Genomic DNA, 22,253 nt, shown 5'->3' with positions numbered 1-22,253 from the left:
TCGCCGGCATGCTCCGGCCGTGCGGACCGCGCCAGGCCTGTTCGGCGCCGTCCGGCGGGCTCCCCCTCTCTCTGTCTCTCTTTACGTCAGGCCGGCATGTTCAGCAGGGAGATCGGCGCGGCGGTCGGCCGCGGCGAACCGCCGGCCGGCTCCACCGTGACGCCGACGCCCGAGGCGCTGCCCACCGCGCCCGAAAGCAGCACCGTCTGGTCTCTTCGGCCGGGGTCCATCAGACCGGCCGGACGCATGGTTCCGGCGTCGTCGAACCAGAGCTGGTACACCTTGCCCCGAGGCGGCTCGGGCATCTGCCCCGCCAGGAAGACGGCCTGGTCGCGGTCGGCGGAGACCACGAGCGTGCCCGAACCGCCGCCCACCCGGGCCGAGCGGGTGCGGGCGTCGGGCGCGGTCAGCACGGCGGTGATCTCGTCCGCGTGCCGCTCCGCCTGAGCCGCCTGCTGCTGGGCGTCCTGCGCCCGCTCGTACTGCCACGCGGCGGTCCCGCCGAGCGCGGTCGCGCCGGCCAGGCAGGCGGCGAGCGCCCAGCGGACCGCGCCGCTCCCGTGCGGCAGCAAGCGGCGCACCCGCTCCGTCGGCGCCGCGGTCGGCGGCGCCTGGCGCACCGTGGTGATCCGGTGCAGAACCTGGTCCCGCATGTCGGGGCGGGCGCGGACGGTCGAGGCCAGCGCGAGCCGCTCCGCCGTGGCGGCGAACTCCGCGATCTCCTGCCCGCAAGAGGCGCAGTCGTGCAGATGACCCTCGAAGGCGGCGCGCTCGTCCTCGGGCAGCGCGTGCAGGGCGTATGCCCCGGTCAGGCTGTGCAGGTCCATCGTGGTCACGCCGCCACCCCCAGGCAGTCACGGAGCCGGATGAGGCCGTCGCGCAGCCGGGTCTTGACCGTCCCCAGCGGCAGCGCGAGCGCCTCTGCGACCTCACGGTAGGTGAGGCCGCGGTAGTACGCGAGGGTGACCGACTGCCGCTGCAACTCGGTCAGGGTGCGCAGGCAGCGCCGTACCTGCTCCTGCTCCAGCCGGGTCTCGACCTGCTCGGTCACCTGGTCGTAATCCGGCGTCCGGTTCAGCAGCGCGGCCTTGTGGTCGCGCAGGGCGGCGGCCTCCGCCGAGCGGACCCGGTCCACAGCCCGGCGGTGGGCGAGGGTCAGGATCCAGTTGATCGCCGTGCCGCGGTCGGCCCGGTAGCGCGGGGCGGTGCGCCACACCTCCACCAGGACGTCCTGCGCCACCTCCTCCGACTGCGCCTGGTCGCGCAGCACCGCGCGGACGACTCCGAGCACGGAGCCGGCCACCGCGTCGTAGACCGAGGCGAAAGCCTCCTGATCTCCCAGCGCCACCTCGTGCAGCAGCTTCTGCAGATCCGGTTCGGCGGATGGATTTCTGCCGATATGCACGGCTTCCTTCACTACGGTCCTCCCACAAGGTACGACGGGGTCGGATCCTCCCCGCGTAATCCGAGGCGGCGGCGGGTGCGGATTGGTCGAACCGCAGAACGGTACCCGTCACGCCGTCCGGTCCTGACCCCGCCTCACACCAGCCCGGTGACGGTCACGCGGACGCGGGCCGCGGCGGCCTGACCGGGCAGCAGCTCGGCCATCCGCTCCCGCGCCGCCCGCCCGGCGGCGCGGGCCACGTCGGCCGTGCGCTCGCGGTGCGAGACCACCAGGTGGACCTCCACCTGCCAGGGCCCGTCTCCGCCGGGCCGGCTCACGCGCACGCCGGACGTCCGCGCGCCGCCCGCGCCGCCGGGCCGGGCGGCGCGCGGCGGCCCGGCGGATCCCGGACTGAGGAAGGCCACGCCCGGCACCCGCTCCACGGTCCGGGCGATCTCCTCGGTGAGCGCGGTCTGCGCGGTGCGGTCATGCATCGTTCGCGTCCTCCTCGGCGCCGGCCGCCTCGTCCGCCGCGTCGACCAGATCGGTCACACAGATGTCCACGGCGGCCACCCGCAGCCCCAGCCGCCGGTCAGCCGCCTCTCGCACTCGCCGCCGCACGTCCTCCGCCATCTCGGTCAGCGGCACGCGAGCGGGGGCGTGCACCTCCAGACGGACCGAGACCTCGACCGGTGCGGTCGGTGCGGTCGGTGCGGTCGGTGCGGCGCCGGGCGCCGGGGCCAGGCGGCAGGAACCGGCGAGCACGCCGGAGACGGTCTCCGCCGCCGTCCGCAGGGTCCGCGCGGCGACCGTCTCCATGATCCACAGATCCTCGTCCGGCTCGCCCAGCGGCAGCGGGCGCCCCGGCCGAGGCTCCACCCGCACCACGTCCATCACCCGCTGGGCGAGCGCGGAGGCGTCCTGGCCGCCGGGCGCCTGGGCGGTCTCCTCGCGCAGCACGCGGACGGCCGTCGCCAACTCCTCCAGCTCGCGCGCGGTCGCAGTGCAGTGCGCGCAGCCGGCGGTGTGCGGGTCGTCGGCCTGCCGCTCCCAGGCGTCCCAGACCGCGGACAGCAGCCGCCCGCACGGCAGCCGCTCGTCGTCCCGGCCGCACGCCTCCGGCCCGTCGGGGGGATCGATGCGGTCAGTCATCGCCGGGCCCCCAGAGCTCGTGTCAGGGTGCGTCGTGCGCGGAAGACCCGGGCCCGCACCGCCTCCTGGCTGATGCCGACCGCGTCCGCGACGAACGCGTACGATCTCCCGTCCAGTTCCCGCAGCACCCAGCAGGCGCGCTGCTCGGCCGAGAGCAGGTCCAGGGCCGCCCGCATCCGCCGCACCTCCTCACGCGCCTCCGCGATCCGCTCGGGCGAGACCGCGTGCTCCGGCGCCGGGATCTCCCCGGCCGCCTCCAGCGGCGCCGCCGGCCTGCGCGCCCGCAGGACGTTCAGGCAGCGGTTGGCGACGATCCGGTGGATCCAGGCGCCGAACGCGGAACGCCCCTGGAACTCCGGCAGCCTGCGCCAGGCGCTGACGAACGCGTCCTGCACCGCGTCCTCCGCCTCGCCGCGGCGGCCGAGCATCCGGGTGGCCAGCCGGACCATGGCGGGCGCGTGCCGGCGCACCAGCACCGCGAAGGCGTCCTCGTCGCCCTCGGCCGCCCGCACGGCCAGCAGGCCGTCGTTCAGGTCCGGGGGGTCGTCCACCGCCACGGGGCGGCTCCTCTCCTGTCGTCTCCTGCCGTCCTCGACCGTGGGACGCGGCCGAGCCGTGCTCTGCGGCGCCGTGGCCGTCCGCCTCCTCGCGCCTACGTCGTATTCACGCATGCCCGGGGTTCCTCATCGTGTTCACGAGCGCGGGCGTCCCCCGGATGCGGTACGGGAACGCATCCCGGAAGGGAATCCGGGCATACGCGTCACAGCCGCGGCCGAGCCGGGTCCAATGCGGCAGAGAGCACTCCGCACCGCAGGAAGGACCTGGCTCATGACCGCCCACACCGTACCGGCAGCGCCCGCCGCACCCCCAGAGCCCACAGCGCCCGGGGCCTCGACGCCCCGGACCGTGACGTCCCGCACCGTGACGCCCCCGCAGGCCGCCACCGCCCTGGCCGACGGCGTCCCGGGCGCCGACCAGCCGGCCGCCACCCGCGGCAGGACGTCCGTCGCCGACGTCGTCGTGGTCAAGATCGCCGGAAGGGCGGCGCGGGAGGTCCCCGGCGTGCACGACATGGGCGGCGGCCTGTCCCGGACCCTCGGCGCCGTGCGCGACCGGGTCCCCGGCGGCCGTCCCAACGTGGGCCGGGGCGTGAAGGTCGAGGTGGGCGAGCGGCAGACCGCCATCGACCTCGACCTGGTCGTCGAGTACGGCGTGCCGATCGCCGACGTCGCCCGCGACGTGCGGGAGAACGTCATCGACGCGGTGGAGCGCATCACCGGCCTGGAGGTCGTCGAGGTCAACGTCGCCGTCAACGACGTCCGCCTGCCCGACGACGACCCGGCGCCGCCCGCCGAGTCCCGCGTGGCGTAGTCCGCGAGGCGAGGCGCGGTGGGACGGAGAGGGGAGGAGACGATGGGCACAGCGGTGGCAGGGATGTTCGCCGGGATGGCTCTGGCCTTCGCCGGCTGGTTCGGAGGCTTCGCGGCCTTTCTGCTCGTGGCCGCGCTCGGCGGCCTGGGGTGGGCCGTCGGGCACTGGGTCGACGGCGGCGGCCGCGCCCAAGACCTGCGCGACGTCTTCGGCCGGCGCCGCCGATGACCGCGCCGGCCGTCCCCGGCGCCTGGCGCGCGGCGAGCGAGCCTTTCGCGGCGCCCGGCCTGCCGTACGGATGGCCCGCACCGTCTCCGTACGGTGCGCTGTCCTTGTACGGTGCGCTGTCCCGGTACGGCCCGCTGCCCTCGTACGGTGCGCTGCTCAGGTACGGCGCGCTGTTCTCATACGGTGCGCTGCCCCGGTATGGCGCACTGCTCCCGAAGGGTGCGCTGCTCCGGAACGGTGCGCTGCTCCGGAACGGTGCGCTGTCCCGGTACGGCGCACTGTCCGGCGGCGGGACGATCGCCTCGCTGCGGACATGCGGCTGGCGGAGGCTGGCCGGCATGGCGGGCGCCCCGGCCGGGACCGCGCGGTGCGCGCTGTGGTGCGCCCGGCAGTTCCGCGGCGGCGGCCGTCGCCGCGTGCCGCTGCCCATGCCGGGCGGCCGCCTGCGGACGCGAGTCTCGGCGGACGCCGTCGCCCGGGACGCCGTGGCGCTCAAGGGCGTCGTCGCCCGCTGCCGCGCCCGGGTGCTCGGCGGCCGACGGCGGCTGACCGCGCGCCCGTCCGTGCGGCTCCGCCCGGACGTCACCCCCGCCGCGGTCCTCCCCGCCCTGACCCTGCTCCCGCGACGCGCCGAGTCAGCCGCCGCCCCGTACGCAGTGCGCGGCCGCATCCGGCCGAGCGCCCGACCCCACCGGATGCCGCATGCCCGCTGAACCCGACACCCGCCACGAGACCGTCGCCCGCGACGAAGCCGACGTCCCCCGCCGGACCGAGCCTCGTCACGAGGCCGACGCCCGCCGTGAGGCTGACGCCCGTCACGGGACCGACGCCCGCGACGAGGCTGACGTCCCCCGCCGGACCGAGCCTCGCCACGAGGCCGACGCCCGCCGTGAGGCTGACGCCCGCCGTGAGGCTGACGCCCGTCACGGGACCGACGCCCGCGACGAGGCTGACGTCCCCCGCCGGACCGAGCCTCGCCACGAGGCTGACGCCCGCCGTGAGACCGTCGCCCGCGACGAAGCGGACACCTCCCACCGGGCCGAGCCTCGCCACGAGACGGACGGTCGCCGTGTGACTGACGCTCGCAATGGGACCGTCGCCCGCGACGAGGCGGACACCACCTCCCGCCGGGCCGAGCCTCGCCACGAGACAGACGCCCGCCGCAAGCCCGGCGCCCGCCGCGAGAGCGTTGTGCCCCCGCGCGGCCGTTCCGCTCCGTCCTCCGCCTGGTGGCCGGCGTTGTGTCGGGTCCCCGGCGCCATGTGGCGCGACGACGTCACCGACCATGCCGCCGCCCTCACCTACTACGCCATCCTCACCGTGCTGCCCGCCCTCCTCGCCACGGTCATCGCCTTCGCGCTGATCAGCCCGGACACGGCCGAGCGGTTCATCGCCCAGGTCGCCGCCTACGCCCCTGCCCAGTCCGGCGCGGATCTGCACCAGGTGCTGGCCCGGATGCTGCGCGCCGACTCCACGGTGTGGACGCTCCTGGTCACCGGCGTGGGCAGCGCCCTGTGGTCGGCCTCCAGCTACCTGGCCGTCTTCCGCCGCGCCCTGCACCGCATGCACCGCGTCGAGGACCAGCGCTCGCCCTGGCGGCGGGCGCACCGCATCGTCCTCACCGCGCTGGCGGTGCTGGGACTGCTCGTGGTCAGCGCGCTGGTGCTGCTGCTGACCGGTCCCGTGGCGGAGTCCGCCGGACGCCTCATGGGCCTGGACACCACGGTCGCCTGGGCCTGGAGCCTGCTGCGCTGGCCGCTCCTGCTGTGCCTGGTGGCCGTCCTGGTCGTGGTCGTCTTCCACACCGGCCCCGTGGCGGCCCGCCGCAGCCGGCACAGCCTGCCCGGCGGCATCGTGGCCGCCGTCCTGTGGCTGACCGTCTCGGCCGGCTTCGCCCTGTACGCCTCCGCCCTCGGCGCCTACAGCAAGTTGTACGGATCGCTCGCCGGCTCGGTGGTCTTCCTGATCTGGTTGTGGCTGTCCAACCTGGCCCTGCTCACCGGCGCCCAGTTCACGGCCGAACTGAGCAAGGAACCCGCACCCGCGCACCCGGCGGCAGACCGCATCCCGCCGCACCCCGCCCAGCCCTGATCCCCGCCCCGCCGCGCCACGGAGTCGGGAAACGCGTACGCGGGCCGGTGAGCGGCGCCGCGGTCCCGGTCCCGGTCTCCGTCGCGATTGCGGATGCGGACTCCAGACCCGTCCGGCAGGCTGGCCAAGAGCGAGACCTCGGGGCCCGGCATCCGGCGCCCTCGGACACCGCGTCCGCGTAGACCCCCTGGGTGAGGCGTCCGCGCGGGCCCTCGGCAGGAGGGGTTCGCCATGACGGCAGACGCCACGGCCGCACCGGTCACCTTCGCTGACCTCGATCTGAAGCCGGAGCTGCTGCGCGCACTGTCCGGACTGGGCTACGAGGAGCCCACCCCCATCCAGACGGAGGCCATTCCACCGCTGCTGGACGGACGCGACGTCCTGGGCCAGGCGGCCACGGGCACCGGCAAGACCGCCGCGTTCGCCCTGCCGGTGCTCCAGCGCCTGCCCCGCGACCGGGAGGGACGGGGTCCGGCCGCCCTCATGCTGGTGCCCACCCGTGAGCTGGCCATCCAGGTGTCCGAGGCCGCCCACCGGTACGGCAGCGACCTGGGCGCCCGCGTCCTGCCCGTCTTCGGCGGCCAGCCGATCGGGCGGCAGTTGCGCGCCCTGGAACGCGGCGTGGACGTGGTGGTGGCGACGCCCGGCCGGGCGCTGGACCACATCGCCCGCGGCACGCTCCGGCTCGACGACCTGCGGACGGTCGTACTGGACGAGGCCGACGAGATGCTCGACATGGGCTTCGCCGAGGACATCGACGCGATTCTGGAGAACGTGCCGGAAGACCGGCAGACCGTGCTCTTCTCCGCGACGATGCCGGATCGCATCGGCGCCATGGCCCGGCGCCATCTGCGCGACCCGGTCCGCATCGAGATCGAGCGCGAGACCCCGGCGCCGGGCGAGGCCCCGCGCATCCGGGAGTCCGCCTACGTCGTGGCGCGCGCCCAGAAACCCGCCGCGCTCGGAAGGCTGCTGGACCTGGAGGCCCCGGACGCCGCCCTCGTGTTCTGCCGGACCCGCGAGCAGGTCGACCAGCTCGCGGAGACCCTCAACGCGCGCGGCTACCGTGCCGAGGCCCTGCACGGCGGCCTGAGCCAGGAGCAGCGGGACCGGGTGATGGGGCGGCTGCGCGGCGGCACCGCGGACCTGCTGGTCGCCACGGACGTCGCGGCCCGCGGAATCGACGTCGAGCACCTCACCCACGTGATCAACTACGACGTTCCCTCCGCGCCGGAGTCGTATGTGCACCGGATCGGCCGGGTCGGCCGCGCCGGACGCGAGGGCGTCGCCATCACGCTGGCGGAGCCGAGAGAGCACCGGCAGCTTAAGGCGATCGAACGGGCGACCAAGCGCCGGGTGCCGGTGGAACGGGTGCCGTCCGTCGCCGACCTGCGCGCCCGCCGCCTGGAACTGACCCGGGCCGCGCTGCACGAGAGCCTTCTGGAGGACGAGGACCTCGACCGGTTCCGCGTGGTGGTGGAGACCCTCGGGGACGAGTTCGACGTGATGGACGTGGCGCTGGCCGCGGTGAAGCTGGCGCACGAAGCGGGCGGCGCGGCGGCCGACGAGGAGGACATCCCCGAAGTGGCGCCCGCGGAGCGGGGCGGGGAGCGCCGACCGCGCGGGCGCGGGAGCGGCGGCCGTCCCGGCGAGGGGATGGCCCGTCTGTTCGTCGGGGCCGGGCGCAGCGTCGGCATCCGGCCGCAGGACCTGGTCGGAGCCATCGCGGGCGAATCGCGGCTGAGCGGTCGCGACATCGGCTCGATCGAGATCGCCGACCGCTTCTCCCTGGTGGAGGTCCCCGAGGGCGCCGCCGAGGACGTGATCCGCTCCCTGCGCGGCAGCACCATCAAGGGCCGCAAGGCGCCGGTCCGGCGGGACCGCCCGCAGTCACGCTGACCGCGTCCGCGTCCGTCGACTACGGCACGGACGAGGTGTTGCCGCGTCGCCTATGACGCGGACGAGTCCTCGCCCCGTCGCTCACGGCGCGGACGAGTTCTCGGATCGCCGCCCACGGTGCGGGCACGGCGTTGCGTGGTCGCCTCGTCGCTCACGACGCGGACGAATCCTGGATCGCCGCCCAAGGCGCTGGCACGACCTTGCCCCGTCGCCTCGTCACTCACGGCGTAGCCGCGTTCACCCGACCTGGCCCGCAGCGGGGACGGCAGGCGCCGTCACCGCGCCGACGGCGTCTTGGGGGATCCGGGCGGAGAGCGGTCCTGCGCCAGGGCCTACAGTTCCAGCGCCGCGCCGCTCGCCCAGCTCTCCGCGGCCGGACCGGAGCCGGGCGGGCCGTCGGGGCGGAGCAGGTCCGCGACGATCCCGGCCGTGACCTCGTGCCAGAGCGCCGGGCGGCGCAGCATCGCGTGATCGCCGCCGCGGATCAGCACCGCCCCGGCGCGCGCGCCGCGGGCGCGGGCCCGGCGGACGTAGGCCACGGAGTCGGGGGCGCTGGTCACCCGGTCCCGGTCGCCGTGCAGCACGACGAACGGCACGCCCCGCAGATGCTCGGTCGGCTCGCCCGGCGGCAGCCAGGGCGCGAGCGCCACCACTCCGGCCACCAGCGGATGCGCCGCCGCCCGCAGGGCCGCCCGGCCGCCCATGGAGTGGCCGACGAGCACGACGGGGACCTCGCCGACGAGCCGGCTGAGTTCGCCCAGCGCCCGGCAGGCGTCCTCGGCCGGGTCGCCCTGGTTCCACCCGCGGTGCCGGTAGCGGACCTGGGCCAGGAGGACGTCTTGCGGCGACACGGCCGACGCGGCGGCCCGCAGCACCGGACGCATGCGCAGCGCCGCGAGGTGCCACGGCCGCGAGGTCTGGTGGCTGTCCGCCCGCCCGCCGTGCAGGGTGACCACGGCCGCCCGCGTCCGGGGCGGCCGGTACCGCACCTGGAGGGCGGCGGCGCCCCGCACCTCGTCCTGTACCTCGCCCTGACCCCGCGACATCAGCATGACGTCCCTTTCCGTGTCGGCCCGCACAACGTCCGCGCGCACCGCACCTGTTCCCGGTACCGCTCTGTCCTCAAGGGAATCCGTCGCCGCGCGCCCAGCGGCTTGGTGTCCGCTCCGCGGATCCGGGGAGGCCCCTGACCCGGCCGGGGGAGACCCCCAGTGCAGCCGGACGGGTGACCCGCGGATGCGGCCCGCCGACGGCGCGCATAGCGTCGGAACCGCACACCGGCGAGGGACTCGCCAGGCGGCACGGGAGGCGGCCCGATGATCACACCCACCCAGCCGCGTCGCCGTGACGACGCGGACCGGCGGCTCGTCCGGCGGTGGCGTGAGACGGCGGACCGCCGTCTCACCCCGTTGCAGCGGTCGATGCTGATCACATGGATGTCCTTCGGGACGACCTTCGCGACCGTGCGGGTCATCACGCACGGCATCCGGGACGGCTGGCTGCCCTGGGGCAACGTCTCGGCGGGCGGCGAGCACCTGCACCACTACAACTTCGGCATCGCCGCGCTGGCGGGCGTCGGCCTGATCGCCGTACGCGGCGACGAGCGGGCCGCCGGTCATCCGGCCGTGGCCGCCGCCTACGGCTGCGGGACCGCGCTGATCTGCGACGAGTTCGCGCTGCTTCTCGACCTTCAGGACGTGTACTGGGCCAGGCAGGGCCGGATCAGCGTCGACGTCTCGCTCGGCGTCCTGTCGGTGCTGGGCGCGTACCTGACCGCGAAGCCGTTCTGGCACGAGATCGGCCGCATCACCGGGCGCCACGTCGCCGGCGCCGCCAGGCGCGGGCTGAGCGCGGCCGGCTGACGCCCTGCCGCCGCGCCCGCCCGACACGCACCTCCGACGCCTCGCCGCCCGCGCCCCGCACGACCACCACCCCCACGATCTCGACCCGCTAGGAGCGACATGGGCCGGAGCAGACGTCCCGCGGGAAACTCGGACGGTCGTCGGCGCACGCCGCCCCTGGCCGACGCCGCCACGGCACAGTGCCCCGCGGCCCCCGAGCACCGGCCTACGGCGCGTGAGGACGACGCCGCCGCCCCGACCGCCGAGGCGCGCAGCGGCGACGCCGCTCGGTCTCGCCCGGAGGGCGACGCCGCTCGGTCGCGCCCGGAGGGTGACGCGGCTCGGTCCCGCTCGGACGGCGACGGCGCTCGGTCCCGCCCGGAGGGCGACGCGGCTCGGTCCCGCTCGGACGGCGACGGCGCTCGGTCCCGCCCGGAGGGTGACGCGGCTCGGTCCCGCTCGGACGGCGACGGCGCTCGGTCCCGCCCGGAGGGTGACGCGGCTCGGTCCCGCTCGGAGGGCGACGGCGCTCGGTCCCGCCCAAAGGAGGGCGACGCGCGACTGAGCCTGGAGGGCGACGTGTGTTCCGGGGCCGAGGAAAAAGGGGAGACCGAGGCGGGGTGGATATCCCCGCCCGCGTCGCCCTCCTCGCCGCGGCTGCTGCCGACGCGCCTGGACGCCGCCGCCCCGGGGACCGTGCTGGCTGCGAGCTTCCTCGTGTCGGCGGGGCTCGTGGTGTGCGCGGCCGTCACCATGCCGCCCGTGTGGATCCTGCTCGCCGTCCTGGGCGAGGACCCCTGGCCGCCCGCGAGCTGGGTGCTCGGTCTCGCTGTCTGCGCGGTCGTGGCGTTCAGCGTGTTCGCGGCGCTCTGCGGCCTCTTCTACAACCTGATCTCGCGTTGGCTCGGCAGCATCCGGCTGACGCTCGCCGAGGAGGCCCCGGCGGCGACCGGCCCGGAACCCGGCTCGCCGTCGGACGATTCCCGGACCGGGCCGTCCGCGCCGACGGCCGCGTCATGAGCGGGTGAGCGGTCTCAGAACCGCTGCCGCGCGGTCCGGCGGCCTCCCGAACCGGCCCCGCGCTCGTCCGGCCCCGCGTCCCAGGCGTCGCCCGCGGCGGCGCCGGCCAGGCCGACCGCTCCCGCGCCGATGAGCGCCACCCCGACCAGTTCGGGCAGCACCCGGACCCCGAGGCCGATGTGCTCCTGGAACAGCACCCAGCCCAGCACCACGCTGGCGAGGGCGTCGCCGAGGGTGAGCGCGGGCTGCGACGCGGTGAGGCTGCCCGCCCGGAACGCGCTCTGGAGCAGCAGGAAGCTCACGCCGCCGGCGACGAGGACGGCGTACGGCGGCCACTGCGTCAGCAGCCCGACCACGCCGTGCCCGAGCCGCCCCATGACCTCCTTGAGCAGCGCCGCGGTGGCCGCGAACGACACCGCGGACGCCAGTCCGAGCAGCGCCGCCCGCGCGGCGCCGCGCACCAGACGGGACGCCGCCAGCACCGCCGCGACCGTGCCGAGCACCGCCGCCCCCACCGCGAGCCACCCTCCTGGCTCGGTCGTCGGGACGCCCTCGGACGGCGAGGCCGCGCCCAGGAAGAGCGCGAGACCGACGGCGAGGGCGGCGAACGCCCCCCACGTGCGCCCGTCCGGGCGGTGACGGAAGACCACGCTGCCCACGGCGAGCGTGAACAGCAGCTCGCTGGCCAGCAGCGGCTGCACGAGCGACAGGCTGCCCACGGCCAGCGCCGCCGCCTGGAACACGGTGGACAGGGCCAGCAGCCCGGCCCCGGCGATCCAGTACGGCCGGCGCAGAAGGCGGACGAGCCACCGCAGCGCCTGGCGCACTCCGGAACCGCTCGCCGACTCGTCCGTCGCCGCCCGCCGCTGGAGCACCGAGGCCGAGGCGTTGGACAAGGCCGCCAGCAGGGCGAACACGACGGTGGTCGCGTTCACCGGCGCGCGTACGCACGCGGTCGCGCCCGGCGTGCGGCGGGCCGTGGCCGCCCTGCCCGCCGCAGCGGAGGCGCGGCGGCGGACAGGACGCCGGAGAGGACAGGGAGCGCAGGGAGCACGATGGCCGACCTCGGCTGCGACGGCGGACCCCGGGTGCGGCGGACGACGCCGCGGCGACCAAGGGCCCGGTTTGGGCGGTTTGGTCACACAGTATCCCGCCGTTCGCGCCGCCGGACGCCCTCGCCTCGCGCGGCCCGCCCGGACCGCGGACTACGAGGCATGCGACTGCCGCTGTGCCGGCCGCCCCGCCTGCGGCGCCCGGTGATGGTGGTCCCAGAACCAGCGGCCGAACATCGCGCCCCCGAAGACCACGAAACCGACCCCGGTGAGCCAGGACGTCACCACCAGCACGATCCCGACCGTGCCGTAACTGACCGCGTTGTCGACGATGAGCGGGGTGAACACCAGATAGGAGAAGTACCGCAGGCCCCCCAGGCCCACCATGGTGGCGAGCGCGCCCGGCAGCAGAGCGCGCCACGGAACCTGACCGCCGAGCAGGAAGCGCTGGCCCCACCAGAAGAAGAGCGCGCCGGTGGTCGCCGACACCGCGATCCGCGGCGGACCGTGGAACTCGTGCCCGTTGAGGATCTCCTGGTACAGGTAGGCGGTCATGACGGCCAGCCAGGTCGCCTGCCGCCACACGCGGTGCCACGGCCCGGGAGGCAGTCCCCAGATCCGTTCGTAGCCGTTCTGCACGCTGCCGGCGAAGGACACGCCGAACACGGCGAGCAGGACCCCGCCCCAGACGCTGGTGGTGCCTATCACTCTCACCGGCGGGTTGATGATGTCGCTGACGGCGCGGGCGGAACGGCCGGACAGGCCCATGCCGTCGACCAGCCAGGAGGCGAAACCGCCCTCGCCGAGCGGGTCGGCGGCGGCGATGAAGATGAGCAGCGGCGCCAGCGTCACCAGGGAGAGGGTGGCGAAGCCCATCGCGCGGTGCATCAGCTCCAGATCGCGGCCGCGCCGGACGAGCGTCAGCGCGGCGAGCCGGTGCTCCCACTCCAGCACCGTCCGCTTCATCCGCGCGAGATGGCCGCTCATCCGCCGCTTCGCGATCCGCCCGTCGCCCTCCGCGTCCCTAACCGCACCCCGCAGGCCGCTCGCTCACCGTCGGGAACGGCCGGGGGCGCTCGGTGGAGACAGCGGCGGCGCGTGCGGACGGGAAGGCGAGCGGTACGAGCGAGAGCGCGAGCGGTACGGGGACGCGGGCCGCGGGCGGGAGCGGATACGCGGCGGGCCGCCGCTCCGAGCCGGCCCGCCGCCGTCCCGCACCGGGCCGCGCCACGCCGATCTGCTGGAACGTCGTGAGTTCGGCTACCCGCAAGGGATCGCGCGTCGCGGGCCGCTCCTCGATCGTCCTGGGCTGCTTCTCGATCTCCGCGTGTGCGCGTTCGACGTTCACGATGACTCCTTCGGATCCGGCGGTACGCCCCGGACGCGGCCCGCGCGACGGTCGCCGCCCTGGGTCCGCGCGGGACCGGGAGGTCCGCAGACTCCGCAGTACCCCCCGCGGCCGCCGATGACGCGGAAATCCCCGGCGCCGACGCTCACCCGGGCGGCATGCCTCGCGGCGCCGGAGGGAGATGTCCCTCGCGCATCGCCCGGCGGCCCGCCAAGATCGGGGAGACACCCCCCAAGGCGCGTGGAAGAATCTGCGGGTGTGAGCAGGCCGCAGGCCGGGCGCGTCCCCAGCGGCCTGATTCCGGCGCCGTCGACGCAGCCGGTCCACGACGACTCCTCCGTCCGTTGGGAGGCCCCCGTGAGCGAACATGCCGAGGCGTGGCCGGTGCTGGACCACGCGGAACTCGCGCCGATGACCGAGTACGTGAACCGGGTGGTGCAGGTCGCGGGCAAGTACTCGCTGGACGAACCCTTCGAGGTGGGCTGGGGGAACATCGTCCTGGAGGTCACCCCGCGCGGCCTGTGCACCCCGCCGTTCCGGCGGGACGGGGTGACCTTCTCGGTGCACTACCGGCTGCTCGACGGCGAGGTGGTCATCGAGAGCGACCGCGGCTCGCGCACCCTGTCGCTGGCCAGGACCTCGGTCGCCGACTTCTACGCCGCGTTCTGCGAGACCGCGGGCCAGCTCGGCGTACCGCATCCGCGCAGCGACCGCATCTGCGAGATCCCCCAGGCCCCGCCGCACTTCGAGGACGACGGTGTGGAGAGGGTGTGGGACGCCCGCTCGGCGCGCCTGATGTGGGAGGCCTTCGACCGGGCCGCGGACGGCCTCGAAGCGTGGCAGGCGCCGTTCCTCGGGCACCGCCCGCGCGTCGGCGTGATGTGGGGCGGCTTCGACCTCTCCGCGACCCGGTGGCGCCCGGACCGCACGGCCCCCGGGCCCGAAGGGCCGCCGTTCCAGCGCAACGCCCAGTTGCACGAGTATGTGTCGGTGGGGTTCTCCTTCGACAACACGCACAGCGGCGGCGGGAGCCCGCTGGACATCGGCATGTACGCCTACATCTGGCCGCAGCCGAAGGGCTTGGCGGACCGGTCCTGGGGCGTCGAGGGCGCCGCCTGGCATCCCGACGCGGGACTGGCGCTGCTGCCGTGGGAGGCGCTGCGCCGGGCGCCGGACCCCCGCGCGGCGATCGTGGCCTTCGGCGACGCCGTCTACGACGCGGCGGTCGCGACAGCCGGCTGGCCGGCCGACCTCGTCGACCCGCGAGTCGACGGCTGGTACATGAGCGAGCATCAGCCGGGCACGCCCGTGCGGAGCTGAGCCGGAGTCGAACCGTATCCGCCCCTTCCCGCCGGGCTGCGGCCGCCGACGACCGTTGCCCCATGCACCAAGACGACCCTTGCGCCACGCACCAAGACGGCCCCTGCGCCACGCAGCGTGACGCGCGACGAGCCGTGTCCCCGAGGCTGCCTCGTGGACACGGCTCGCCCTGTGCGCCGAGTGGGCGTGAAGGGGTGAAGGGGTGAAGGGGTCAGTGGTTCAGTGGTGATGACGGCTGCGCCGCGCCAAGCCGATGGTGAGGCCCAGGGCGGCCATCCCCAGCACTACGGTGACCGCGCCCGTCCAGCAGTTGTTCCAGATGATGCCCGCCCGCGCGCTGTGCGTGAGCGTCACCACCCAGGGCGAGATGAACAGCCATACGCCGAGCGGGACCAGCGCCCACGCCATGCGGAACATGCGTTCCGGGGCCAAGGCCAGTCCGAGCCCGATGGCGCCGATGGCGAGCCCGATGATCAGGTTGTTGACGGTCAGGGTCGACTGGATCGCGAAGTGCACGACCCAGGGGGAGATGGCGGCGTAGAGCCCGGTCAGCAGGACCAGACCCTCGATGGCCACTGCGGGGCCGCTGGACGCCGTGCGCGCGAGTCGCTGGCGCATCTCGTCCATCTCAGGATGCGTGCCCATCATCTCCTGATGAGCGCCCACGTCACTGGAGCGATGTGGATACGACATGTGCTGTCGTCTCCTCTCCCAGAGGAAAGCCTTGCCTGAGACTGGTCTTCCCCTGTTTGAGTGACTTATGCGGCTTTTATACCATTAGGTGGGTTTTGCTGGTGGAGGGGGCCACAGCGCGGCGCGACCGGCCCGGCCGCGCGCGGCGACGTACGCGCGACGTGCGGCGTCCGGCCTTCGGCCCCGGCGGCGAGGGCGCCGCACCCGCGCCGGGGGAGCGGGCGGCGAAGGGGCAACTGCACGTCTCGGCAGGGGACATGATGTGCGAGACTGCGGTGATCGACATCCCTGCTCGCGCCCTCGCACGACGGAGTCCGCCATGACGAACGGAACACCCGACACCCCGGTCCCGCAGATAGACACCAGCAAGGCTCACCCGGCCCGGGTGTACGACTGGCTGCTCGGCGGCAAGGACAACTACCCGGTGGACGAGGCCGTCGGGCGGATGCTGCCGCCGGAGGCGCACTCCGGCGCCCGCCAGAACCGCGACTTCATGCAGCGCGCGGCGGCGTGGCTCGCCGGACAGGGGCTGGACCAGTTCCTCGACGTCGGCACGGGCATTCCGACCGAGCCGAACCTGCACCAGATCGTCCAGCGGATCGTGCCCACCGCCAAGATCGTCTACACGGACAACGACCCGATCGTGCTGCGGCACGCGGAGGCGTTGCTGGTCAGCCGGCCCGAGGGCGCCACCGACTACATCGAGGCCGACGTGCGCCGGCCGGACCAGATCCTGGAGCACGCCCGGAAGGTGCTCGACTTCGACCGCCCGATCGTGCTGTCGCTCATCGCGCTGATGCACTTCATCCCCGACGACCAGGACGCCCACGGCATCGTGCGCGAGCTGCGCGCCGCGCTCCCCTCGGGCAGTTACCTGGTGCTCTCGCACGCCTCGTCCGACCTGTTCCCGGAGCTGTCGGCGCAGGTCACCGAGGAATACGCCAAGGGCGGCATCCGCCTGGGCTTCCGCACCCGCGACGAGGTGGCCCGCTTCTTCGACGGCCTGGACGTCGTCGAGCCCGGTCTGGTCACCGCCCCCGAGTGGTTCAGGACGGCCCCGGCGCCGGAGTCCGAGGAGAGCGGCGTCTACGCCGCCGTCGCCCGCGTGCCCTGAGCCAGTGCCGGAACACAGGAACCGCCGGGCGCACCGAAGTCGTCGATGACACGGACAGCGGCCCGCACCGCGGGCCGCGAGGGCTTCCCGGTGAGGGCCAGTGTCGTCATCGCGGCTGGTCGGGACCCCGGTTCTGGTCGCCGAGCTGGTCCTTCAGCCGGTCCTGAGCGGTGTCCATCTGGCCGCGGTACTTGCCCTGGGTCCGCTCGTCGACGTAGTCACCGCCCTTGTCGATGCCCTTGCCGGCCTGCTCTTCATGCCCCTTGAGCAGTCCCTTGAGCTTGTCCATCATGCTCATCGCGCGCTCCTTCACGGCGGGGTTCCCTCTCAGCATGGCCGACCGCCGCGGGGGACGCATCCGCAGCGAGCAGCGACATCCGCACACTGATCTCCTTGCCGGGATGACGGTTCGTGACCGTCATGACGTCGCTGAGCGCCCCGACGATCTCCAGACCGTGACCGCCGATCCGGTGCGCGTCCCGTGGCCGGGGGCGCGGAGGCAGGGGCGAGGCGTCCCAGACGCCGATCAGCAGGCGCCCTTGGTCGGGCCGCACCTCCACGGACAGCCCGCACGCTCCGGGAGCGTGCCGGACGACATTCGTGATCAACTCGCTGACCACGAGTTGCGCGTCTTGGATCACGCGGTCGGAAACGAGGGCGCCGCCGGTCTCGCGGACGCGGACCAGGAACGCGGCGACGGCTGCGCGGGTCTCCGCGGCGCTGATCGCACCGCTGTGCCATGCGGCGTTCCAGCGCAGCTCGCCTCGCGCGTTCCTGTTCCGTTCCGGCTCATCCGACGCCTTCTGCCTAAGCGGGACGGCCATATGGTTGCCTCAAACTGTCACACTGCGTTACTTCTTCCGCCTTTGCGGCTACCCCACCCCGCGACGATTAGACCGCGTCCGTCCGCGGAGCCGGTCCGCGCCCCCCGACCGGCGCAGCGGAATCGGACGGCGACCGGCGCCGCGGCAGTCCGACGGCTCCCGTCGCTCACCAGTAGTGCCTGCGCCCGGCCACCGCGTGGCCCATCGCGCCCAGAATCCACAGCACCGCGCCGATCACGGCGAGGATGATGCCGATCGTCCAGAGAATGGAAATGCCGGTCACGAAACCGACGACGAGAAGGATGACTCCGAGGAGGATCATGGCCGCCTCCTGTCAGGGGATAGTGCTTCCTCCACTGTGCACCCGAAGCGGCCCTGACGGATACATAACGAAACGCCCGCCCCCTCCGCTCAGGTCCCGTCCCCGCCTACATCCGCCGCCCCGCCCCCCCTCTCGGGCTCGGCGCACCGGTCGACCCCGCGCTCAGCGCACCGGGAACCCGAAGACGTACCCCTGCCGCCTCAGCCACGGCAGCACCTCGCGCAGGGCGGCCACCGTCTGCGCGCGGTCGCCGCCCGCGTCGTGGAAGAGCACCGTCGGGCCGTTCGCGATCTCCCTCTCGACGGTCGCCACGATGGCGGCGCTGCCCGGACGCCTGAAGTCCTCGCTGTCCACGTTCCAGCCCAGCGGCCGCATCCCGTGGGAGGCGGCGAGCGAGCGGCTGTACGGGGTGAACGCGCCGCCCGGCGCCCGGTAGTACACCGGCCGGACGCCCCCGGACGCCTCGGTGATCATGCGTGCGGCGTCGATGATCTCCCGCGCCTGGTAGGACGGCGGCTTGCGGTCCATCCCGGTGTCGTGCGACACGGTGTGGTCGCACAGCCGGTGCCCGGCCGCCACCACCGCCTCGACCAGGTCCGGGTGGGCCTTCGCCTGCGTCCCCACCATGCAGAAGGTGGCCTTCACGCCGTTCTCCCGCAGCACTCGCAGCACTTGAGGCGTCCACACCGGGTCCGGCCCGTCGTCGATCGTGATGTCGACGCCCCGCGCGCCGCGGTCCGAGGCGTGCGCGATCGACGCGGACACCCGCTGCCGTGCCCCCGTCCCCTGAGCGGCGCCGGGGCCCGCACCCTGCGCGGCGGGCGCCGCCGCGGCGCCCGTGCGCGCGGTGCGCCCCACGACCGGATCCGCCGAAGCGGTCCAGACCGACGTCGCGGCGGCCAGCGCGGTCACCCCGATCGCCGCCGCGAGCACCCGGCCGTGCTGTCCCCGACCCCGTTCCCCGCCGTACCGCACCATGGCCGTCCCCCGTTCTCCGCCGTCCCCGTACCGCCTTCGCACCCGGCAGGACGGCGGAACGGCGGCCCCGGATCCCGCTGTTGCCGAACTCGGACATTCTCCAGCGGAAAACGGTGACAAGCGGGGGAGACGGCCGCGGGGGAGCGGGAGGCAGTGGCCCGGCTCACATGGCGTGCGGCGGACGCCGCCGCCACCATGGGCATCCTCACCGGCAGGCCCGAAGGGATCCAGGATGTTCCGCAAGGTACTGGTCGCCAACCGCGGCGAGATCGCGATCCGCGCGTTCCGCGCCGGGTACGAGCTGGGCGCGCGCACCGTCGCCGTCTTCCCGCACGAGGACCGCAACTCGCTGCACCGGTTGAAGGCCGACGAGGCCTATGAGATCGGCGAGCCGGGCCATCCTGTGCGCGCCTACCTCTCCGTGGCGGAGATCGTCCGGGCCGCCCGCCGTGCGGGTGCGGACGCCGTCTACCCGGGCTACGGATTCCTCTCCGAGAACCCCGAACTGGCGCGCGCCTGCGAGGAGGCGGGCATCGCCTTCGTCGGACCCGACGCCGCCACGCTCGAACTGACCGGCAACAAGGCGCGCGCGGTGGCCGCCGCCCGCGCCGCCGGCGTACCGGTGCTCGGCTCCTCGGCGCCCTCCACCGACGTCGACGAACTGGTCCGCGCCGCCGAGGACATCGGCTTCCCCGTCTTCGTCAAGGCCGTGGCCGGCGGCGGCGGGCGCGGCATGCGCCGCGTCGGGGAGCCGGCCGCGCTGCGCGAGTCCATCGAGGCCGCCTCCCGCGAGGCGGCGTCCGCGTTCGGCGACCCCACCGTCTTCCTGGAGAAGGCAGTCATCGAGCCGCGCCACATCGAGGTGCAGATCCTCGCCGACGGCGACGGCGACGTCATCCACCTCTTCGAGCGCGACTGCTCGCTCCAGCGCCGCCACCAGAAGGTCATCGAGATGGCGCCCGCGCCGAACCTCGACCCGGAGCTGCGCGAGCGGATCTGCGCCGACGCCGTGCGCTTCGCCCGCGAGATCGGCTACCGCAACGCGGGCACCGTGGAGTTCCTGCTCGACCGCGACGGCAACCACGTGTTCATCGAGATGAACCCGCGCATCCAGGTCGAGCACACCGTGACCGAGGAGGTCACCGACGTCGACCTGGTCCAGGCCCAGTTGCGCATCGCCGCCGGGGAGAGCCTGGCCGACCTCGGACTCGCCCAGGACACCGTGCGGTTGCGCGGCGCCGCACTCCAGTGCCGGATCACCACCGAGGACCCCGCCAACGGCTTCCGTCCCGACACCGGCCAGATCAGCGCCTACCGCTCACCCGGCGGCTCCGGCATCCGCCTGGACGGCGGAACCACCCACGCCGGCACCGAGATCAGCGCGCACTTCGACTCCATGCTGGTCAAACTCACCTGCCGGGGAAGGGACTTCAGCACCGCGATCGGCCGGGCCCGGCGCGCGGTCGCCGAGTTCCGCATCCGCGGAGTCGCGACCAACATCCCCTTCCTCCAAGCCGTCCTGGACGACCCGGACTTCCAGGCCGGACGGGTCACGACGTCGTTCATCGAGCAGCGCCCGTACCTGCTCACGGCCCGCTCTTCCGCCGACCGCGGCACCAAACTGCTCACCTACCTCGCCGACGTCACCGTCAACAGGCCGCACGGCGAACGCCCCGACTCCGTCGACCCGGTGACCAAGCTGCCGCCGCTGCCCGCGGGCGAGCCCCCCGCCGGCTCCCGGCAGCGCCTGATCGCACTCGGCCCCGAGGGCTTCGCCCGCGCGCTGCGCGAGTCCCCGACCATCGGCGTCACCGACACCACCTTCCGCGACGCCCACCAGTCGCTGCTCGCCACGAGGGTGCGCACCAAGGACCTGCTGGCCGTCGCCCCGGTCGTCGCCCGCACCCTGCCCGAGCTGCTCTCCCTGGAGTGCTGGGGCGGCGCCACCTACGACGTCGCCCTGCGCTTCCTCGCCGAGGACCCCTGGGAGCGGCTGGCCGCGCTGCGCGAGGCGGCGCCCAACATCTGCCTCCAGATGCTGCTGCGCGGCCGCAACACCGTCGGGTACACGCCGTACCCGACCGAGGTCACCGACGCCTTCGTGCAGGAGGCCGCGGCCACCGGCATCGACGTCTTCCGCGTCTTCGACGCGCTCAACGACGTCGATCAGATGCGCCCCGCCATCGACGCCGTACGGCAGACCGGCACGGCCGTCGCCGAGGTCGCCCTCTGCTACACCGCGGACCTCTCCGACCCCGCCGAACGGCTGTACACGCTGGACTACTACCTCCGCCTGGCGGAGCGGATCGTCGACGCCGGGGCGCATGTGCTGGCCGTCAAGGACATGGCGGGGCTGCTGCGCGCGCCCGCCGCGGCCGCCCTCGTCTCGGCGCTGCGCCGCGAGTTCGACCTCCCGGTCCACCTGCACACGCACGACACGGCGGGCGGCCAGCTCGCCACGTACCTGGCCGCGATCCAGGCGGGCGCCGACGCGGTGGACGGCGCGGTCGCCTCGATGGCGGGCAGCACCTCGCAGCCCTCGCTCTCGGCGATCGTCGCGGCCACCGACCACTCCGACCGCCCCACCGGCCTGGACCTCAAGGCGGTCGGCGACCTGGAGCCGTACTGGGAGAGCGTCCGCAAGATCTACGCGCCCTTCGAGGCGGGCCTCGCCTCGCCGACCGGGCGCGTCTACCACCACGAGATCCCCGGCGGCCAGCTCTCCAACCTGCGCACCCAGGCGGTCGCGCTGGGCCTGGGCGACCGGTTCGAGGACATCGAGGCGATGTACGCCGCCGCCGACCGCATCCTGGGCCGGCTGGTCAAGGTGACCCCCTCCTCCAAGGTCGTCGGAGACCTCGCGCTGCATCTGGTCGGCGCCGGGGTGTCCCCGGAGCGGTTCGAGCAGGAGCCGAACCGGTTCGACATCCCCGACTCCGTCATCGGCTTCCTGCGCGGCGAGCTGGGCACCCCGCCCGGCGGCTGGCCGGAGCCGTTCCGCACCAGGGCGTTGCAGGGACGCGCCGAGGCCAAGCCGGTGGCCGAGCTGACCGAGGAGGACCGCGCGGGCCTGGAGAAGTCCCCGCGCGCCACCCTCAACCGGCTGCTCTTCCCCGGCCCGACGCGCGACTTCGAGAACCACCGCCAGAGCTTCGGCGACACCAGCGTCCTGGACAGCAAGGACTTCTTCTACGGGCTGAGCCCCGCCACCGAGTACGCCGTCGACCTCGAACCCGGCGTCCGGCTGCTGATCGAACTCCAGGCGGTCGGTGAGGCGGACGAGCGCGGCATGCGCACCGTGATGTCCTCCCTCAACGGCCAGCTCCGCCCGATCCAGGTGCGCGACGACGCCGCCGCCTCCGACGTCCCGGCGACGGAGAAGGCCGACCGGAGCGACCCCGGCCACGTGGCGGCGCCGTTCGCCGGCGTGGTGACGCTCGCGGTCGCCGAGGGCGACCAGGTCGACGCCGGGGCGACCGTGGCCACCATCGAGGCGATGAAGATGGAGGCCGCGATCACCGCCCCCCGGGCCGGGCGCGTCACCCGGCTGGCCGTCAACCGGATCCAGCAGGTGGAGGGCGGCGACCTGCTGATCGAGATCGCCTGACCGGTCAGT

Annotated in this window: 24 protein-coding genes; 10 read left to right on the top strand and 14 right to left on the bottom strand. The window is 74.4% G+C overall.

The window, feature by feature from the left end; genetic code table 11:
* Positions 1–86: 86 nt before the first annotated feature.
* From ABZ861_RS24900 to ABZ861_RS24880, 5 genes are all read right to left on the bottom strand, one after another.
* Positions 87–836, bottom strand: a complete 750-nt coding sequence (locus ABZ861_RS24900) for an anti-sigma factor (protein WP_361633933.1) — start codon at positions 834–836, stop codon at positions 87–89.
* Positions 833–1,417 (bottom strand): sigma-70 family RNA polymerase sigma factor, encoded by a 585-nt coding sequence (locus ABZ861_RS24895; protein WP_361633930.1) that lies wholly within the window; start codon positions 1,415–1,417, stop codon positions 833–835. Before ABZ861_RS24895 ends, ABZ861_RS24900 begins: the two co-directional genes overlap by 4 nt.
* A gap of 122 nt (positions 1,418–1,539) precedes the next feature.
* The gene (locus ABZ861_RS24890) at positions 1,540–1,878 is read right to left on the bottom strand and encodes a hypothetical protein (protein WP_361633927.1); all 339 of its coding nucleotides are present in this window, start codon (positions 1,876–1,878) and stop codon (positions 1,540–1,542) included.
* The gene (locus ABZ861_RS24885) at positions 1,871–2,536 is read right to left on the bottom strand and encodes an Asp23/Gls24 family envelope stress response protein (protein WP_361633924.1); all 666 of its coding nucleotides are present in this window, start codon (positions 2,534–2,536) and stop codon (positions 1,871–1,873) included. Before ABZ861_RS24885 ends, ABZ861_RS24890 begins: the two co-directional genes overlap by 8 nt.
* Entirely contained in the window at positions 2,533–3,093 is a 561-nt protein-coding gene (locus ABZ861_RS24880) for a sigma-70 family RNA polymerase sigma factor (RefSeq protein WP_361633921.1), read from the bottom strand. The genes ABZ861_RS24885 and ABZ861_RS24880 overlap by 4 nt, the downstream gene beginning before the upstream one ends.
* 349 nt (positions 3,094–3,442) lie before the next feature.
* On the opposite strand from ABZ861_RS24880, the gene ABZ861_RS24875 reads away from it, so the two are divergent.
* The 5 genes from ABZ861_RS24875 to ABZ861_RS24855 all read left to right on the top strand — a co-directional run bounded on the left by ABZ861_RS24875 (position 3,443) and on the right by ABZ861_RS24855 (position 8,125).
* Positions 3,443–3,907 (top strand): Asp23/Gls24 family envelope stress response protein, encoded by a 465-nt coding sequence (locus ABZ861_RS24875; RefSeq protein ID WP_361633918.1) that lies wholly within the window; start codon positions 3,443–3,445, stop codon positions 3,905–3,907.
* Positions 3,908–3,949: 42 nt separating this feature from the next.
* Positions 3,950–4,135, top strand: coding sequence for a hypothetical protein (locus ABZ861_RS24870; RefSeq protein WP_361633915.1), 186 nt, complete (start codon positions 3,950–3,952; stop codon positions 4,133–4,135).
* Entirely contained in the window at positions 4,132–4,848 is a 717-nt protein-coding gene (locus ABZ861_RS24865; RefSeq protein WP_361633912.1) for a hypothetical protein, read from the top strand. The genes ABZ861_RS24870 and ABZ861_RS24865 overlap by 4 nt, the downstream gene beginning before the upstream one ends.
* A 478-nt stretch (positions 4,849–5,326) precedes the next feature.
* Complete coding sequence (locus ABZ861_RS24860; RefSeq protein ID WP_361633959.1) at positions 5,327–6,226, top strand: YihY/virulence factor BrkB family protein; 900 nt, start codon at positions 5,327–5,329, stop codon at positions 6,224–6,226.
* Between the two features lie 231 nt (positions 6,227–6,457).
* Positions 6,458–8,125, top strand: a complete 1,668-nt coding sequence (locus ABZ861_RS24855) for a DEAD/DEAH box helicase (protein WP_361633909.1) — start codon at positions 6,458–6,460, stop codon at positions 8,123–8,125.
* Between the two features lie 332 nt (positions 8,126–8,457).
* On the opposite strand, the gene ABZ861_RS24850 is transcribed toward ABZ861_RS24855, so the two are convergent.
* Positions 8,458–9,171 carry an alpha/beta fold hydrolase gene (locus ABZ861_RS24850; protein ID WP_361633957.1) on the bottom strand — a complete coding sequence of 238 codons (714 nt, stop codon included), beginning with the start codon at positions 9,169–9,171 and terminating at the stop codon, positions 8,458–8,460.
* A 270-nt stretch (positions 9,172–9,441) separates the two neighbouring features.
* On the opposite strand from ABZ861_RS24850, the gene ABZ861_RS24845 reads away from it, so the two are divergent.
* Complete coding sequence (locus ABZ861_RS24845) at positions 9,442–9,987, top strand: hypothetical protein (RefSeq protein ID WP_361633906.1); 546 nt, start codon at positions 9,442–9,444, stop codon at positions 9,985–9,987.
* A gap of 558 nt (positions 9,988–10,545) precedes the next feature.
* Complete coding sequence (locus ABZ861_RS24840; protein ID WP_361633903.1) at positions 10,546–10,986, top strand: hypothetical protein; 441 nt, start codon at positions 10,546–10,548, stop codon at positions 10,984–10,986.
* A gap of 14 nt (positions 10,987–11,000) precedes the next feature.
* On the opposite strand, the gene ABZ861_RS24835 is transcribed toward ABZ861_RS24840, so the two are convergent.
* The 3 genes from ABZ861_RS24835 to ABZ861_RS24825 all read right to left on the bottom strand — a co-directional run bounded on the left by ABZ861_RS24835 (position 11,001) and on the right by ABZ861_RS24825 (position 13,386).
* Positions 11,001–11,921, bottom strand: a complete 921-nt coding sequence (locus ABZ861_RS24835) for a DMT family transporter (RefSeq protein WP_361633900.1) — start codon at positions 11,919–11,921, stop codon at positions 11,001–11,003.
* 270 nt (positions 11,922–12,191) lie between these two features.
* Positions 12,192–13,004 (bottom strand): ribonuclease BN, encoded by an 813-nt coding sequence (locus ABZ861_RS24830; RefSeq protein ID WP_361633954.1) that lies wholly within the window; start codon positions 13,002–13,004, stop codon positions 12,192–12,194.
* A gap of 58 nt (positions 13,005–13,062) precedes the next feature.
* Positions 13,063–13,386 (bottom strand): hypothetical protein, encoded by a 324-nt coding sequence (locus ABZ861_RS24825; RefSeq protein WP_361633898.1) that lies wholly within the window; start codon positions 13,384–13,386, stop codon positions 13,063–13,065.
* A gap of 357 nt (positions 13,387–13,743) precedes the next feature.
* On the opposite strand from ABZ861_RS24825, the gene ABZ861_RS24820 reads away from it, so the two are divergent.
* The gene (locus ABZ861_RS24820) at positions 13,744–14,706 is read left to right on the top strand and encodes a DUF5996 family protein (RefSeq protein ID WP_361633895.1); all 963 of its coding nucleotides are present in this window, start codon (positions 13,744–13,746) and stop codon (positions 14,704–14,706) included.
* Between the two features lie 219 nt (positions 14,707–14,925).
* On the opposite strand, the gene ABZ861_RS24815 is transcribed toward ABZ861_RS24820, so the two are convergent.
* The gene (locus ABZ861_RS24815) at positions 14,926–15,399 is read right to left on the bottom strand and encodes an SPW repeat protein (protein WP_361633892.1); all 474 of its coding nucleotides are present in this window, start codon (positions 15,397–15,399) and stop codon (positions 14,926–14,928) included.
* Positions 15,400–15,718: 319 nt separating this feature from the next.
* Here ABZ861_RS24815 and ABZ861_RS24810 point away from each other — a divergent pair, with 319 nt between their 5' ends.
* Positions 15,719–16,513: an SAM-dependent methyltransferase gene (locus tag ABZ861_RS24810; protein ID WP_361633889.1), complete on the top strand. Its 795-nt coding sequence runs from the start codon at positions 15,719–15,721 to the stop codon at positions 16,511–16,513.
* A 106-nt stretch (positions 16,514–16,619) separates the two neighbouring features.
* On the opposite strand, the gene ABZ861_RS24805 is transcribed toward ABZ861_RS24810, so the two are convergent.
* The 4 genes from ABZ861_RS24805 to ABZ861_RS24790 all read right to left on the bottom strand — a co-directional run bounded on the left by ABZ861_RS24805 (position 16,620) and on the right by ABZ861_RS24790 (position 18,637).
* Complete coding sequence (locus ABZ861_RS24805; RefSeq protein ID WP_361633887.1) at positions 16,620–16,811, bottom strand: antitoxin; 192 nt, start codon at positions 16,809–16,811, stop codon at positions 16,620–16,622.
* Positions 16,768–17,337 (bottom strand): ATP-binding protein, encoded by a 570-nt coding sequence (locus ABZ861_RS24800; protein ID WP_361633884.1) that lies wholly within the window; start codon positions 17,335–17,337, stop codon positions 16,768–16,770. The genes ABZ861_RS24805 and ABZ861_RS24800 overlap by 44 nt, the downstream gene beginning before the upstream one ends.
* Before the next feature lie 166 nt (positions 17,338–17,503).
* Positions 17,504–17,659 (bottom strand): DUF6131 family protein, encoded by a 156-nt coding sequence (locus ABZ861_RS24795; protein WP_361633881.1) that lies wholly within the window; start codon positions 17,657–17,659, stop codon positions 17,504–17,506.
* Positions 17,660–17,821: 162 nt separating this feature from the next.
* Entirely contained in the window at positions 17,822–18,637 is an 816-nt protein-coding gene (locus ABZ861_RS24790) for a polysaccharide deacetylase family protein (protein WP_361633878.1), read from the bottom strand.
* Between the two features lie 232 nt (positions 18,638–18,869).
* On the opposite strand from ABZ861_RS24790, the gene ABZ861_RS24785 reads away from it, so the two are divergent.
* Positions 18,870–22,244, top strand: a complete 3,375-nt coding sequence (locus ABZ861_RS24785; protein WP_361633875.1) for a pyruvate carboxylase — start codon at positions 18,870–18,872, stop codon at positions 22,242–22,244.
* Positions 22,245–22,253: the final 9 nt, after the last annotated feature.

Origin of the sequence: Streptomyces sp. NPDC046985 (genome assembly GCF_040644415.1) — a bacterium.
Lineage (GTDB): Bacteria > Actinomycetota > Actinomycetes > Streptomycetales > Streptomycetaceae > Streptomyces.
Note: the sequence above shows the minus strand (reverse complement) of the source record. Positions and strands in the feature narration are given on the sequence as shown.